We start from the raw sequence: 15,544 nt of genomic DNA on the forward strand, positions 1-15,544 counted from the left end.
ACATTGCCGCCGCCATGGTCCGAAGCAACGGACCCGTCAAGCGATCCAAAGGAGCCAACAATGAAGTTCGGTCGCCAGGCAGCAGCTGCTGCCCTCATCCTCAGCGCGTCCCTCGCGCTCACCGCCTGTGGCGGCGGCGCTACAGCAGGCGGCGCCGCCGCAGGCACCGCGGCCACGTCCCTGACGCTGGGCACCATCCAGGACGTGCGGTCCTGGGATCCGGCCCAGGCCCATGTGGGCCACGTCCTCCAGCCGTACCAGGCCGTCTACGACACCCTGATCCTGCGCGAGCCGGATGGAAAGCTCAGCCCCATGCTGGCGACGGCCTGGAAGTACAACGCAGCCAGCACCAAGCTGACGGTGGACCTGCGCACGGACGTCACGTTCAGCGACGGCGCCAAGTTCGACGCCGAGGCCGCCAAAGCCAACATGGACCACTTCAAGAAGGCCAACGGCCCACAGATGGCCCAGCTCAACGCGGTCAAAGACGTGGCCGTTGTGGACGCCGACACCATCGACATCAACCTCACCGCCCCGGACCCGGCCCTGGAATACTTCCTCAGCCAGGCGGCCGGCCTGATGGGCAGCCCCAAGGCGCTCGGAACCGACGCCATCAAGACCGAACCGGTGGGCTCCGGCCCGTACGTGATGGACAAGGCAGCGTCGGTCAAGGATTCCCAGACCGTATTCACGGCCCGCAAGGATTACTGGAACAAGGATCTGCAGAAGTACTCCAAGCTCACCTTCAAGATCCTGACCGATCTCACCGCCCGCACCAACGCCCTGGTCTCCGGCCAGGTGGATGCGACGATCCTGGATCCCAAGAACGGCAAGCAGGCCGAGGGCGCCAAGATGAAGCTGGCCGCCAACGAGGTCGACTGGCAGGGGCTGCTCCTCTTGGACCGGGACGGTGCCAAGAACCCGGCGCTGCAAAACCTCAAGGTCCGCCAGGCGATCAACTACGCCTTTGACCGCAAGACCATCCTGGACCAGGTCATGCTGGGCCAGGGCACCCCGACGTCGCAGCCGTTCGGCAAGGCCAGCGGGGCCTGGTCCGAAGGGCTGGAGAACTACTACAGCTACGATCCGGCCAAGGCCAAGCAGCTCCTCAAGGAAGCCGGCTTTGAAAGCGGCGTCACCCTGGAAATCCCGAGCGTCCCCGGTTTCGAAACCCAGATTTCGGTTGTCCAGCAGCAGCTGGCAGACGTGGGCATCACCCTGAAGGTGGGTGCCGCGCTGACAAACACCTTCACGTCCGATGTCGCGGCCCAGAAGTACACCACCATGTACTTCTCCCTCTTCCAGGGTGAGCCGACGGTTGCCATCAACCAGATCATCTCCACCAAGGCGCTCTACAACCCGTTCAAGAACGCGACGCCGGAGCTGGACGCCAAGATTGAGGCCGTGCGCGCTGGCGGCGCCGACGCCGGCAAGCTGGCCCAGGAGGTCAACAAGTACGTGGTGGAGCAGGCCTGGTTCGCGCCGCTGTTCCGGGTCAACCAGATGTATTACCACAACGCCAAGGTGAACGTGACGCCGCAGATCCAGCAGGCCGTTCCTTCCATCTACAACTACTCACCGGCCAAGTAGGACACCATGATCAGGTTCATTGCGAAACGGCTGGGCAGCGGGCTGGTGGTGCTGTTTGTTGTCTCGGCGCTCACCTTCTTCCTGCTGTATATCTCCAGCGGGAGCATCGCCAGGAATATCCTGGGCGACCAGGCCACCGCTGAACAGGTGGCGCTGAAGGAACAGGAGCTGGGTCTGGACCAGCCGCTGCTGACCCGCTACCTCGCCTGGGTGGCTGATGCCCTCAGCGGAAACCTTGGCGCTTCCTGGTTCACTTCGGAGCCGGTGGCCAACTCCCTGGCCAGCCGGATTCCGGTGACCATGACCATGGTTTTCACCGCAATGATCCTGATCGCAATTTGTGCCGCCCTCATTGGTGTTCTTGCCGCGGTCAAGCGTGGCTGGGTGGACAGGGTGGTCCAGGTTGGCGCCATCATCGGCGACTCCATTCCGGGATTCGTGATCGGCGTCATCCTGGTCACCATCCTGGCCATCCAGCTGGGTCTCTTCCCGGCCACCAGCACCATTTCCCCGGAAGCCGGGGCCGACGCGTGGGTCTATTCCATGTCGCTGCCGGTGATTGCCTTGTTGATCAACGGCGTCACCGGAGGCGCGCAGCAGATCCGCAGCGCCGTCATCAAACAACTCGAGCGGGACTATGTCCGCACCCTGCGCAGCCGCGGGATCGGCGAGCGCGAGATCCTGTTCAAGCATGTGCTCCGCAGCGCCGCTCCGGCCGGCCTGACCGTGCTGAGCCTGCAGTTGATCGGCATGCTCGGCGGTGTGGTGATCATCGAACAGATCTTCGCCCTCCCCGGCATGGGGCCGCTGGCGGTCGCCGCAACTGGCCAGTCGGATCTTCCGGTGGTGATGGGCGTCGTGATGTACACGGTGGTCGTCGTGATCGTGGTGAACCTGCTGGTGGACATTCTCAATGGCTGGCTCAACCCGAAGGTACGTGTGTCATGAGCGATTCCGTAGAAACGGCGGCAGCCGCCGCCTCCACGCCCGCCGTTCCAACGGGGCAGAGCGGAACGGTGGTCCGTTCCACCGTCATCCGCCGCCTGTTCAGGAACCCCCTGGGCCTCGTTGCCATGACGATCCTGCTGGCGATTTCGCTGCTGGCTATCCTGGCTCCGGTCCTGGCCCCCTTTGACCAGAACTACGCCAACATCGCCAAGACCCTCGCCGCTCCGGACTCCGTCAACATCCTGGGAACGGACAGTGCCGGGCGCGATGTCTGGAGCCGTTTGCTGTTCGGCGCGCAGCTGACCCTGCTTTCGGCCCTGCTCTGCGCCGGCGTGGCCATTGCCATCGGGCTGCCGGCGGGCCTGATCGCCGGCTACTACGCCGGCAAGTTCGAGGCGGTCTCCAACTGGGTGGTCAGCATCCTCATGAGCCTCCCCGGCCTGATCGTGCTGCTGACCATCCGGGCGGCATTCGGCCCTTCGGTCTGGATGTCCATGATCGCCTTCGGCATCCTGATCAGCCCGTCCTACTTCCGGCTGACCCGCACGGCCGTCCAGTCGGTGCGCAACGAGCTGTATGTGGACGCCGCACGGGTCTCCGGTTTGTCGGACCTCAGCATCATCGCCCGGCACATCTTCTCTGTGGTCCGGGCCCCCATCATCATCCAGACCGCGGCCATTGCCGGTGTGGCCATCGCCATCCAGTCCGGACTCGAGTTCCTCGGCCTGGGCGATCCCACCAAGGCGACCTGGGGCGTCATGCTCTCGGAGGGCTTCAAGAACGTCTACCTGACCCCGACGCTGCTGTTCTGGCCGGCGTTGGCCATGGCGCTGACCATTGGCGGCCTGGTCCTGCTGGGCAACGCCATCCGCGATGCCCTGGAAGACGGCGAAAAGATCAAGCACCGCAAACAGGCGGCAACCTCGGTTAAGGGCCCTCTTGCGGGCCCGACGCCGGCGCGCCTCCCCGCGCGCCCGTCGCGGAAGTCTGTGGCCGCCGTCGACCTCGGAACCGAACACCATCTGGTCAAGGTGACCAATCTCGGCGTCGGTTATCCCCAAGCGGACGGTTCCATCAAGAAGGTCGTTGACGATGTCTCCTTCCACGTGGACCGCGGCGAGTTCCTGGGCATCGTGGGCGAATCCGGCTCGGGCAAGTCCCAGACCGCTTTCTCCATCCTTGGGCTGCTGCCGGAGAACGCCCGCGTTGTGGGCGGGTCCATCCAGTTCGACGGCAACTACACCGTGGCCCCGGGCGAGGAACGCGTCAGCCAGGAGCGCCTGTCCAAACTCCGCGGCAAACGGATTTCCTACATTCCGCAGGAGCCCATGAGCAACCTGGATCCCGCCTTCACCATCGGCTACCAGCTGGTCACCCCCATGGTGCGCGTCCTCGGGATTTCCAAGGCCGAGGCCAGGCAGCGGGCGCTGAAGCTGCTTGCCGACGTCGGAATCGTCAGCCCGGACCGGACCTTCAACGCCTACCCGCACGAGGTCTCCGGCGGCATGGCCCAGCGGGTGCTGATCGCCGGAGCCATCAGCTGCGAGCCGGACCTGGTGATCGCCGACGAGCCCACCACGGCCCTGGATGTCACGGTGCAGGCGGACGTGCTGGACCTGCTCCGCGAGCTCCAGCGGCGCCTGAACATCGGCGTCATCCTGGTGACCCACAACTTCGGGGTGGTGGCGGACCTCTGTGACCGTGTGGCCGTCATGCAGAACGGCCGGCTCGTGGAGGAAGGACCCGTCCGCGACATCCTCCGCAATCCGCAGGAACCCTACACGCAGAGACTGTTGGCGTCGATGCTTGAAGGCAAGGAACCCATGTCCATGCTCGTTTCCCCCCGGCCGAAGGAGCCAGTCGCATGAGCACCACCGAAAGCGCACCGCTGCTCGCCGTGGACCAGTTGGTGGTGGAGTACCCCAGCAAGAAGTTCCGGGCAAAGCCCTTCCGCGCCCTGACGGACATCAACATCACCATCGGCCGGGGCGAGACCCTCGGCCTGGTGGGGGAGTCTGGGTCCGGCAAGACGACCCTGGGCCGCGCCATCCTGGGGCTGGCACCGGTGACCGGCGGGAAGATCAGCTTCGACGGCAAGGACATCAGCCACGCCAGCCGCAAGGACCGGCGGGTCCTGAGCCGGGACCTGCAGGTGGTTTTCCAGGATCCGTACACCTCGCTGAACCCCGCACTGGAGATCGGCGACATCCTCGCCGAGCCACTGGGGGTGCAGGGCATGGATGCCGCGGCGGCCAAAAAGCGCGTGAAGGAACTGCTGGACCAGGTGGGGCTGCCCTCCGACGCCATCAACCGGCTGCCGCGCGAGTTCAGTGGCGGGCAGCGCCAGCGCGTGGCGATCGCCCGCGCCCTGGCCCTCGCGCCCAAGCTGATTGTCTGCGATGAGCCGGTCAGCGCCCTGGACCTCTCCACCCAGGCCCGCGTGCTGGACCTGTTCCTGCAGATCCAGAAGGACACCGGCGTGTCCTACCTCTTCGTCTCGCACGACCTCGACGTCGTCCGGCACATCAGCCACCGCGTCGCCGTGATGTATCACGGGGAGATCGTCGAACAAGGCCCGGCCGGCGTGGTCACCACCGACCCCGACCACCCCTACACCCAGCGGCTGCTGCTCGCCTCCCCGGTCCCGGACCCGGACCGGCAGGAACAGCGCCGAGCGGACCGGCACCGCCTGCTCGAAACGCAGCGGATGCAGCACGAACAAGCGGGCGTCCTCGCCTGAGGACGCCCGCCCAAACCGAACACGACAGCAAGCGAACACAACGGCCGGCTTCCCCTGGGGAATCTGGCAGGCAACGGAGGAAAAGCGTGGCAACAACAGCCAAAATTGGCGTGCAGGCGATGATGCTGAAGGACAGCTTCGCCGAACTCGGGGCGTTCGAGACGCTCCGGAAGGTCAACGCGATCGGCTACAACGCCGTCGAAGTCTCCCAGATCCCCATGACAGCGGAGAACGTGGCGGAACTCGACCGCGCGCAGACCGAACTCGGCATGGACGTGGCCGCCCTCTCCGTCGCCATGGAAACCCCCAAGGGCATGCCCGGCGATTCCCTGAAGGACCACTTCGACAAGATCGTTGAGGACGCCAAGCGGCTGGACACGACGCTCCTGCGGATCGGCATGCTGCCGTTCCCCGCCATGAAATCGATCGACGCCATGGTGGACTTTGCCAAGCAGGCCAACGACTACGCCGGGCGCCTGGCCGAGCACGGGATCGGCCTGTACTACCACAACCACCACATCGAGTTCGCGAAGTTTGACGGCACCTACATGCTGGACATCATCGCCGCGAACTCCCCGGCCATGGGCCTGGAAATCGATGTCCACTGGGTGCAGCGCGGCGGCCTGGACCCGGTCCGGGCGCTGCAGAAGTACGCCGGCCGCACGGCCATGGTGCACCTGAAGGACTACCGGATCGGCCAGCTCCCCGAGCGCGCATTCGGGCTGCTGGAAACCGGGGACTTCAAGGGCTTCATGGCCGAGTTCAAGGACGTGGTCCAGTTCGCCGAGGTGGGCGAAGGCAACCTGGACTTCCCGTCCATCATCCCGGCCGCCCAGGCCGCCGGCGCCCGGTACCTGCTCGTGGAGCAGGACGAACTTTACGGTCGCACGGTGTGGGACGCACTGCAGACCTCCTACGACAACCTCGTGGCCATGGGCCACTCCAACCTCTTCTAGACAGGGAGAATCACCACATGAGTAAGAAAGTACGCCTTGGCATCATCGGCCTGGGCCAGCAGGGCGGCATGTACGCGAAGTTCATCGCTGACGGCGCGGTCCCGAACATGGTGATTGGCGCCATCTGCGACACCGACCCCGCCAAGAAGGAACTTGCCGCTTCCCAGTACCCGGACGCGCCGTTCTACGACGACTACATCGCCATGCTCGAAAGCGGCGACGTCGATGCGGTGGTCACGTGCGTGCCGCACTTCCTGCACCCCGAGATGGGCATCGAGGCCCTCAAACGCAACATCCACGCCCTCGTGGAGAAGCCGGCCGGCGTGTACACCAAACAGGTCAAGGAGCTCAACGACTTTGCCGCGGGCAAGCCCGAGCTGTCCTTCGCCATCATGTTCAACCAGCGCAACAATCCGCTGTACCAGAAGCTGAAAGAGATTGTCGATAACGGCGAGATCGGCAGCATCCGCCGCACCAACTGGATCATCACCAACTGGTGGCGCCCGCAGGGTTACTACAATTCCAGCGAATGGCGTGCCACCTGGGGCGGCGAGGGCGGCGGCGTGCTGGTCAACCAGGCTCCGCACCAGCTGGACCTGTGGCAGTGGATCTGCGGCGTGCCGAAGTCCGTCTACTCCAAGGTTGCCTACGGCTTCCGCCGCGACATCGCAGTGGAGGACGAAGTCACTGCCGTCGTGGACTACGGCAACGGCGCCACGGGCGTCTTCGTCACCGCGACGCACGACCTCGTGGGAACCGACCGCTTCGAGATCCTGGGCGACCAGGGCAAGATCGTGGTGGAAAACAGCAAGACCGCCACCGTGACCCGCCTGAAGAAGCCCGAGCGTGAACTCAGCGACGGCATGGACATGGACGATGTCCGCAAGCTCTTCATGGGCGAGCTGAACCCCGAGGAGTACTACACCACCGAGGTCATCGAGTTCGAGTCCGCCTGGGGCGCACAGCACTCCGGCGTCCTGGCGAACTTCGCCGCCAACATCCTGGACGGCACACCGCTGCTTGCCCCGGGATCGGACGGCATCAAGGGGGTCCGCCTGGCCAACGCCATCCACCTCTCCAGCTGGAGGGGCACGGAGGTGGGGCTGGACTTCGACGAGGACGAGTTCCTCGCCGAGCTGAACAAGCGCATCGCAGACGAAGGCAAGTTCCCCGAGCGCTCCTAGCCCCGCGCCGCAACCCCAGCCCAACTGGCTCGCAGTTGCCCCGTTTTGAGCGCTCAAAACGGCAACAACCGCGAGCTAGTTGGGTTGTTTCCTCGTTAGGATGGGCCGGTGACTGAACCCAAGACGCCGGACGCTGCCGCAACAACAGGCCCGGTCAAGAAGCATTCCCGGGCCGGAAAGTCCAGCGCCACCATCTACGACATTGCCAAGGTTGCCGGCGTCAACCCATCCACCGTCTCACGGGCGCTCAGCAAGCCGGGCCGCGTCAGCGCCAAAACGCAGAAACTGATCGAGGATGCCGCCGCCGAGCTGAACTACCAGGTCAACCCGTTCGCCCGCGCGCTGCCCACCGGCCGCACCAACACCTTCGGCCTGATCGTCGCGGACATCACCAACCCCACATTTTTCGACATCATCCGCGGGGCGGAAACGACGGCCACGCAACGGGACTACACCCTGGTCCTGGCCGAGTCCGCCGAGTCCGGTGTCACCGAGCTGACGGCAGCCCGCCGCATGATGGCCACGGTGGACGGCCTCATCCTGGCCAGCCCCCGCATGGACGACGACGACATCCGCACGATCGCCCGCGACAAGCCCGTGGTGGTGATCAACCGCGAGGTCGACGGCGTGCCGTGCGTTGTTCCCGACGTGAACAAGGGCATCAGCGAGGCAGTCCGGAGCCTTGCCGCCAACGGGCACCACAAGGTTGCCTTTGTTGCCGGTCCGCCGCAGTCCTGGATGTCCGCGCGCCGCTGGGAAGGCGTTCAGGCTGCCTGCGAATGGTCCCGGCTCGAAGCCGTGCGGCTGGAATCCACCAAGCCCACCGTCGACGGTGGCCGCCAGGTGGCGCGCGACGTCCGGGCCAGCGGTGCCACGGCGGTGCTGACCTACAACGACCTCCTGGCCATCGGGCTCATGCAGGAACTCCAGGCCGCCGGCATGGTCATCCCAGACCAGATCAGCATCGTGGGCTTCGACGACATCTTCGGGGCGGATTTCACCACACCACCGCTCACCACCGTGCGCTCGCCGCTGGGGGAGTGCGGCGCGGGCGCCGCCACACTGCTGCTTGATCTGCTGCACGGGGATCTCCTGAACAGGGATCTCCTGCACGGCGCGGGGGAGCCTGCCGTCACCCTGCGCGTCGAGACGGAGCTGGTGCTGCGGGGCTCGAGCGGACGGCTGCTGCCCGTGGGCTAGCCTTGCCGGTGAAGCCGGCCGCAACTTGTTGGCAATTATTGGCAACCGGTTGACAAATGCGCGAGGCAAGCCGGACCATTGACCTATGTCACAGTCGATTGCCGCCAACCCAGACCGGCTCCTGCCCGCGGATCCCGGAACGCGCAGCATTGCTCGCGAACTCCTGCAGCGCGTCCAGGACCTCCCCATCATTTCCCCGCACGGGCACGTTGACGCCGCAGTCATCGAGCACAACACCCCCTTCCCGGACCCGGCAGCGCTGCTGGTCAGCCCGGACCACTACGTCACCCGGCTGATCCACGCCAGCGGCGTGCCGCTGGAGCGGCTGCGCGGCCCCGCAGCCGGGGCAGCGGACTCCCGCGCGGTCTGGCACGAGTTCTGCAAGGCCTGGCCGCTGTTCGAAGGGACGGCCTCCGGCTACTGGCTCCGCACCCAGTTCGAGAGCGTCTTCGGCCTGCGGCAGGAGATCAGCGCCGCGAGCGCCGATGCCAGCTTTGACGCGATCTCGGCCAGACTGCTGGAGCCCGGCTTCCGGCCCCGCCAGCTTTTCAAGGACTTCAACATTGAGGTCCTGGCCACCACGGACGACCCCCTGGACAGCCTCGCCAGCCACAAGGCGATCGCCGAGGACCCCACGTTCCACGGCCGCGTCCTGCCCACCTTCCGCCCGGACGCCTACCTCAACATCGCGCACCCCACGTGGTCCGCGAACGTGGACCGGCTCATCGCGGCAGCGGGCGACGGCGCCACCGGCTATGCCGGCTACATCACCGCCCTGGAAAACCGGCGTCGTTACTTCGTGGACCACGGCGCCGTCTCGGCCGACCACGGCGTCCGCACACCGGCAACGCTCAAGCTCGACGCCGGCGACGCGGCCAGGCTGTTCGACCGCGCCCGGTCCGGCCAGGCCACGGCGCAGGACCGCGACGACTTCGAAGCGCACATGATGTACCAAATGGGGCGCATGTCCGTGGAAGACGGCTTGGTCATGACCATCCACCCGGGGTCCTACCGCAACCACCACGAACCAACCTTCAACGCCCACGGCGCCGACACCGGCCACGACATCCCGTTCGCCGTCAACTACACCGAGGCAATCCGCCCGCTGCTTCAAGACTTCGGCACCGCCAAGGACTTCCACCTGGTGCTCTTCACCCTCGACGAGACCGTGTTCTCCCGCGAACTCGCGCCGCTGGCAGGCTTCTACCCCTCCGTCTACCTCGGTGCCCCGTGGTGGTTCCTGGACGCACCGGACGCCATGCTGCGCTTCCGCTCGGCCGTGACCGAAACCGCAGGATTCTCCCGCTCATCCGGCTTCATCGACGACACCCGCGCGTTTTGCTCCATCCCCGCGCGCCACGATGCCTCCCGCCGGATCGAGGCCTCATTCCTGGCCCGGCTGGTGGCGGAGCACCGCGTCAGCGAAGACCGCGCCCATGAACTGATCGTCGACATCGTGGACGGCTCGCCCCGAAGGGTCTTCAAACTGTGAGCATCGACCAGCACTCCGAGGTGGCGCCCGCCGTGGATCTTCCCCAACTGAACCGCCGCCTGCACCCCGGCGCCAAGGCGCCCGTACGGATCATCCACCTGGGCCTGGGCGCCTTCCACCGCTCGCACCAGGCGTGGTACACCCACCAGGCATCCGACGCCGCGGACTGGGGCATCGCGGCCTTTACCGGCCGCCGCCCCGACGCCGCGCTGGCGCTGGCCGAACAGGACGGGCTCTACACGGTAGTGAACCGGGCCGACGACGGAGACTCCTTCGCCGTGGTCAGCAGCATCGTCGAAGCCGTGGACGGGGCTGACGTGCAGCGGCTGGCGGAGTTGGTTGCCGCTCCCGCCACCGCGGTGATCACCCTGACCGTCACCGAAGCGGCCTACCGGCTCCGGGCCGACGGGCAGCTTGACCGCACTGCGCCCGACGTCGCCGCCGACCTTGCGCTGCTGGCGTCCGGCAGCGTAAGCCCGACGACGCCGCTGGGCCGGCTGGTGCTGGCCCTCGCCGCCCGCCGGGCTGCCGGGGCGGGGCCGCTCGCCGTCGTCTGCTGCGACAACCTTTCCAACAACGGCGCCGTGGCGCACAACGCCGTGGCAGGCATGGCCGGGGCCTGGGACGCCGGGCTGGCCGGATGGATCGACGCCAACGTCAGCTTTGTCAGCACCTCGGTTGACCGCATCACTCCGCGCACCACTGCCGCGGACATTGCCGCCGTCCAGGCCGCCTGCGGATACCGCGACACGTCGCCCGTGGTGGCCGAGCCCTTCTCCAACTGGGTGCTCAGCGGAGACTTCCCCGCCGGCCGGCCGCGCTGGGAAGACGCCGGCGCCGTGTTCGTGGCTGAAATCGAGCCGTACGAGAACCGCAAACTGTGGCTCCTGAACGGCGCGCACTCCTTGCTGGCCTACGCCGGCAAGCTTCGCGGCCACACCACCGTGGCCCAGGCCCTGGCGGACCCGCTGTGCCTGCAGGCCGTTGAAAAGTTCTGGGACGAGGCGGAAGCGAGCCTGTCCGGGCCGGAGGGAACCGCCGCGGAACTGCAGATCCCGGCCTACCGCGCCGCCCTGCTGCAGCGATTCGGCAACGCCCGGATTGCCCACCACCTCGCACAGATCGCGATGGACGGCAGCACGAAGCTGCGGATGCGCGCCGTTCCGGTGCTGCGGGCGGAGCGCGCCGCGGGCAGGTCCGGCGCGGCCGCCGCGCTCATGATTGCCGCCTGGATGGACTACAGCGCCGCCTCCGCCGCGTTCCAGGACCCGCTGGCCGACGAGGTGGCCGCAGCCAACCGCCTGGCGGGCGCCGGGCGGATCCGCGCCTTGCTGGCCCTGGTGGATCCGGCCGTGGCCGCAGACGGTTCCGTCGTGGACCTGATTGAAAGCTTGAGCGGAACGTTCGGGGAGCGGGCTGTCTCCCCGTAGCGGCTTCCGTGCAAGCGCGGCTGCCCGGTTCCCGGATCACGGGGAGCCGGGCAGCCGTGTTTCAATGAACTTTCAACAAAATGATGGCAACCGCTTGCCATTTGATTGCCACGTGATTAGGATTACAACGAGAGCACAAGCCGGCCGCACCGCCGGCCCCCAAATTCCTCCCCCGGCACTGCACGCAAAGACGCGATAGGACCTCCAAAAATGCTCGAGCCCCAGGCCAGCGAAACCCGCGAGATGGTCAACCTCGACGGCCTGTACCGCTTCAAGGTGGACTTTGACCGCTCCGGCCACCGGGACGAATGGTTCAAGGCGCCCCTGGAAACCGGACTGGAAATGGGCGTCCCGGCCAGCTACAACGACGTCTTCCCGGACAAGGCCATCAGGGACCACGTGGGCTACGTCTGGTACCAGCGCGACGTCCGCGTCCCGCGCGGCTGGGCAGGGGAGCGCATCCACGTCCGCCTCGACTCCGCCACGCACGAGGGCATGGTGTGGGTCGACGACATCCTCGTGGCCCAGCACACCGGCGGCTACATGCCCTTCAGCGCGGACATCACGGACCACATGACGGCCGGGCAGGTTTTCCGCCTGACGGTCTCCGTCAACAACGAGCTCACGCAGGCCACCATCCCGCCGGGAACCATCACCGTCACCGCGGACGGCCGCCGGCAGCAGAGCTACCTGCACGATTTCTACAACTACGCAGGCCTGCACCGCAGCCTCTGGCTGTTCAGCACCCCCGCGGTCACGGTCGACGACATCACCGTCGTCACCGGCTTCGAAGGAACAACCGGCAGCGTCGACTACACAATTGCCACCGACGGCGGCACCGGCAGCGAAACGGTCACAGTTTCCCTCCGCGACGCCGACGGCGTCGAGGCCGCCCGCGCCGACGGCGCCCGCGGCACCCTGACGGTCGCCGACGTCGTCCTGTGGAAGCCGGGTGCCGCCTACCTGTACAGCCTCACCGCGGAAATCCGCGACGCCGGCCGGCTACTGGACAGCTACACCCTGCCGGTGGGTATCCGCACCGTGGAAGTCCGCGGCAAGGAATTCCTCATCAACGGCGAACCGTTCTACTTCACCGGCTTCGGCATGCACGAGGACCACGTGGGCATCGGCAAGGGCCACAGCAACGCCCAGATGGTCAACGACTTCCAGCTCCTGGATTGGGTGGGCGCGAACTCGTTCCGGACCTCGCACTACCCCTACGCCGAGGAAGTCATGGAGTTCGCGGACCGGCACGGAATCGTGGTGATCGACGAAACCGCCGCCGTCGGGCTGCACCTGGGCTTCGGCGCCGTCTTCGGCGGCATCGCCAAGAAGACCTATGTCGACGGGGGAGTGGATGCCAACACCGCCGCGAACCACCGGCAGGCGATTTCCGAACTCGTCGCCCGCGACAAGAACCACCCCTCGGTCGTGATCTGGTCGATCGCCAACGAACCCAACGGTTCGGAGGAAGGCGCCCGCGAGTACTTCGCACCCCTCGTGGAACTGACCCGCCGCCTGGACCCCACACGGCCCGTCGGCTACGTCAACGTCCTGTTCGACACCCCGGACAAGGAACTGCTCGGGGACCTGTTCGACGTGATCATGCTCAACCGCTACTACGGCTGGTACGTCGATAACGGCGACCTCGAAACCGCCGAACAGCACCTCGAGAAGGAGCTGCGCGAGTGGGAAGCCAAGTACGGCAAGCCCATGATCATGACCGAGTACGGGCCGGACACCATGCCCGGCTTCCACTCCATCTATGAACAGCCCTGGAGCGAGGAATACCAGGCCGCGTTCCTGGCCATGTACCACCGGGTCTTCGACCGGGTCGACGCCATGGTGGGTGAACAGGTCTGGAACTTCGCGGACTTCCAGACCTCCAACGGCATCATGCGCGTGGACGGCAACAAGAAGGGCGTCTTCACCCGCGACAGGCGGCCCAAACCCGCCGCCTACGCCCTGCGCCAACGGTGGACGGCACTGGCCGGCACCAAGAACATCACTTCCGAGGCGTAGGCCTTAACGCACATTTTTCGCCGGGCCCTAGGTCCGGCAACGGGTAAAGGAGCCCATTCATGAAAAAGCTGACCAAGCTCAGCATCATCGGCTATGGCGCCGGCGATGCCGCCAACAATCTCGCCTTCACCACCGCCACCATGTTCCTGCTGGTGTACTACACGGACGTGGCCGGGATCTCCGCCGCGGCCGCCGGCACACTGCTGCTGGTGGTGCGGATCTTTGATGCCTTCGCCGACGTCTTCGCCGGCCGCGTGGTGGACCGGACCTTCAGCAAGCGGTTCGGCAAGTTCCGGCCGTTCATCATGTTCGGATCCATCCCGCTGCTGCTGCTGAGCGTGGCAACCTTCTCAGTCCCTGCGCTCGGCGAATCCGGCACCCTGCTGTATGCCTACGTCACGTACGCCGCGCTGGGCCTGGCCTACAGCCTGGTCAACATCCCCTACGGCTCCCTCGCCGGCGCCATGACCCAGGACCCGGCCGAACGCGCCAAGCTCGGCTCCGCCCGGATGATCGGCGGGATGCTGGTCGGCTCCGCCCTTGGCATTTTCGTGGCCCCGCTGATCAAGCCGGGCGCCAACCTGCAGGCCACCTTCACCACCATCACCCTGGTGTTCGTCGTCATCGGGGCGGCCCTGTACCTCTTCACCTTCCTGACCGCCAAGGAACGGGTCCACCGTGCCGTCCCGAACGTCACGTTCAAGCAGAGCATGGACACGCTCAAAGGCAACCGGCCGCTGCTGATGCTGTGCCTGAGCTCCTTCTTCTTCCTGACCGGATACCTGGCCCTCACCTCGGTCCAGCTGTATTACCTCCGCGACGTCCTGGGCCGGCTGGATCTGTACCCCGTGCTGTCCATCACCCAGCTCGTCCTGACCTTCGTGCTGGCCGGCTTCATGCCCAAGCTGGTCCGGAACCTCGGCAAGAAGCGCGTCTACATCTCCTCGTCGCTGCTCACGGTAATTGGCGGCGCCATCGTCTTCTTTACCCCGGCCAGTCAGGTCTGGATCGGTTTCACCGGCCTGGTCATCAGCCTGGTGGGTGTCCTCGCGGTCAACATCGTGGTGTGGGCGCTGGAAGCCGACACGGTCGAGTACGGCGAATGGAAGACCGGCGTCCGCACCGAGGGCATCACGTACGCCCTGTTCTCCTTCACCCGTAAGACCGGACAGGCAGTGGGCGGTGCGCTCGCGGCCTACGCCCTGGCCCTGGGCGGCTACAAGTCCGGCGCTGTCCAGACCCCCGACGCCGTCTTCGGCATCCAACTCGCCGCCGGCGCACTTCCGGCGGTCATGACCATCCTGGCCGTGCTCGTGATGGCCAAGTACACACTCACCGATGCCATGCATGCACGGATCCTCACCGAAATCCGTGCCCGGCGCACTGACGGCGACGGCGCCGGAAGTCCCGGCGCACCTGTTCCCGCCGAGGCCGCGCCGCTGGCGCCCCGCAACTAAGACACCCCGAAAGACCAGAAAAGGACCTGTTGTGAAAATCATTGCCGCTGAAGTCTTTGTGACCAGCCCCTCCCGGAACTTCGTGACCCTGCGGATCACCACCGAGGACGGGGTGACCGGGATCGGGGACGCGACCCTGAACGGGCGCGAGCTCGCGGTGGCCGCGTATCTGAAGGAGCATGTCGCGCAGCTGCTGATCGGCAAGGATCCGCACCGGATCGAGGACACCTGGCAGTTCCTGTACCGGTCCTCGTACTGGCGCCGCGGCCCGGTCACGATGGCCGCGATCGCCGCGGTGGACATGGCGCTGTGGGACATCAAGGGCAAGCTCGCCGGGATGCCGGTCTACCAGCTGCTCGGCGGGGCGTCCCGGAACGGGCTGCGCGCCTATGGCCACGCCTCCGGCGCGGACCTGCCCTCGCTCTTCGATTCGGTCCGGGAGCACCTGGAGCTCGGCTACAAGTCGATCCGGATCCAGACCGCGGTCCCCGGGATCAAGGCCGTCTACGGGGTCGCGGCGCAGGC

Annotated in this window: 11 protein-coding genes and 1 pseudogene; all 12 read left to right on the forward strand. The window is 66.3% G+C overall.

Annotation, left to right across the window (positions count from 1 at the left end; translation table 11 throughout):
- Positions 1 to 60 precede the first annotated feature (60 nt).
- On the forward strand, positions 61 to 1,590 hold the full coding sequence (locus M2428_RS08415) for an ABC transporter substrate-binding protein (protein WP_277525502.1): 1,530 nt from the start codon (positions 61 to 63) through the stop codon (positions 1,588 to 1,590).
- Positions 1,591 to 1,596: 6 nt separating this feature from the next.
- On the forward strand, positions 1,597 to 2,538 hold the full coding sequence (locus tag M2428_RS08420) for an ABC transporter permease (protein ID WP_277525503.1): 942 nt from the start codon (positions 1,597 to 1,599) through the stop codon (positions 2,536 to 2,538).
- Positions 2,535 to 4,406, forward strand: coding sequence for a dipeptide/oligopeptide/nickel ABC transporter permease/ATP-binding protein (locus tag M2428_RS08425; RefSeq protein WP_277525504.1), 1,872 nt, complete (start codon positions 2,535 to 2,537; stop codon positions 4,404 to 4,406). Before M2428_RS08420 ends, M2428_RS08425 begins: the two co-directional genes overlap by 4 nt.
- Complete coding sequence (locus M2428_RS08430) at positions 4,403 to 5,278, forward strand: ATP-binding cassette domain-containing protein (RefSeq protein WP_277525505.1); 876 nt, start codon at positions 4,403 to 4,405, stop codon at positions 5,276 to 5,278. Before M2428_RS08425 ends, M2428_RS08430 begins: the two co-directional genes overlap by 4 nt.
- 86 nt (positions 5,279 to 5,364) lie before the next feature.
- Positions 5,365 to 6,234 (forward strand): sugar phosphate isomerase/epimerase, encoded by an 870-nt coding sequence (locus tag M2428_RS08435; RefSeq protein ID WP_277525506.1) that lies wholly within the window; start codon positions 5,365 to 5,367, stop codon positions 6,232 to 6,234.
- Between the two features lie 17 nt (positions 6,235 to 6,251).
- Positions 6,252 to 7,418 (forward strand): Gfo/Idh/MocA family oxidoreductase, encoded by a 1,167-nt coding sequence (locus M2428_RS08440; RefSeq protein WP_277525507.1) that lies wholly within the window; start codon positions 6,252 to 6,254, stop codon positions 7,416 to 7,418.
- Positions 7,419 to 7,526: 108 nt separating this feature from the next.
- Complete coding sequence (locus M2428_RS08445; protein WP_277525508.1) at positions 7,527 to 8,618, forward strand: LacI family DNA-binding transcriptional regulator; 1,092 nt, start codon at positions 7,527 to 7,529, stop codon at positions 8,616 to 8,618.
- An 85-nt stretch (positions 8,619 to 8,703) separates the two neighbouring features.
- Positions 8,704 to 10,110 carry a glucuronate isomerase gene (gene uxaC, locus M2428_RS08450; RefSeq protein WP_277525509.1) on the forward strand — a complete coding sequence of 469 codons (1,407 nt, stop codon included), beginning with the start codon at positions 8,704 to 8,706 and terminating at the stop codon, positions 10,108 to 10,110.
- Positions 10,107 to 11,540, forward strand: coding sequence for a mannitol dehydrogenase family protein (locus tag M2428_RS08455; protein WP_277525510.1), 1,434 nt, complete (start codon positions 10,107 to 10,109; stop codon positions 11,538 to 11,540). The genes uxaC and M2428_RS08455 overlap by 4 nt, the downstream gene beginning before the upstream one ends.
- Positions 11,541 to 11,750: 210 nt before the next feature.
- Entirely contained in the window at positions 11,751 to 13,562 is a 1,812-nt protein-coding gene (gene uidA / locus M2428_RS08460; RefSeq protein WP_277525511.1) for a beta-glucuronidase, read from the forward strand.
- Positions 13,563 to 13,621: 59 nt separating this feature from the next.
- On the forward strand, positions 13,622 to 15,019 hold the full coding sequence (gene uidB, locus M2428_RS08465; protein WP_277525512.1) for a glucuronide transporter: 1,398 nt from the start codon (positions 13,622 to 13,624) through the stop codon (positions 15,017 to 15,019).
- A gap of 31 nt (positions 15,020 to 15,050) precedes the next feature.
- A pseudogene (locus M2428_RS08470) lies at positions 15,051 to 15,544 on the forward strand (bifunctional D-altronate/D-mannonate dehydratase); the annotation flags it as partial.

Source organism: Arthrobacter sp. ES3-54, assembly GCF_029504395.1.
Taxonomy (GTDB): domain Bacteria; phylum Actinomycetota; class Actinomycetes; order Actinomycetales; family Micrococcaceae; genus Arthrobacter.

Bases quoted from the DNA above. Each gene is read 5' to 3' on its own strand.
- uxaC (WP_277525509.1), top strand. From the start codon at position 8,704: ATGTCACAGTCGATTGCCGCCAACCCAGACCGGCTCCTGCCCGCGGAT.
- M2428_RS08430 (WP_277525505.1), top strand. From the start codon at position 4,403: ATGAGCACCACCGAAAGCGCACCGCTGCTCGCCGTGGACCAGTTGGTG.
- uidA (WP_277525511.1), top strand. From the start codon at position 11,751: ATGCTCGAGCCCCAGGCCAGCGAAACCCGCGAGATGGTCAACCTCGAC.
- M2428_RS08420 (WP_277525503.1), top strand. From the start codon at position 1,597: ATGATCAGGTTCATTGCGAAACGGCTGGGCAGCGGGCTGGTGGTGCTG.
- M2428_RS08440 (WP_277525507.1), top strand. From the start codon at position 6,252: ATGAGTAAGAAAGTACGCCTTGGCATCATCGGCCTGGGCCAGCAGGGC.
- M2428_RS08415 (WP_277525502.1), top strand. From the start codon at position 61: ATGAAGTTCGGTCGCCAGGCAGCAGCTGCTGCCCTCATCCTCAGCGCG.
- uidB (WP_277525512.1), top strand. From the start codon at position 13,622: ATGAAAAAGCTGACCAAGCTCAGCATCATCGGCTATGGCGCCGGCGAT.
- M2428_RS08425 (WP_277525504.1), top strand. From the start codon at position 2,535: ATGAGCGATTCCGTAGAAACGGCGGCAGCCGCCGCCTCCACGCCCGCC.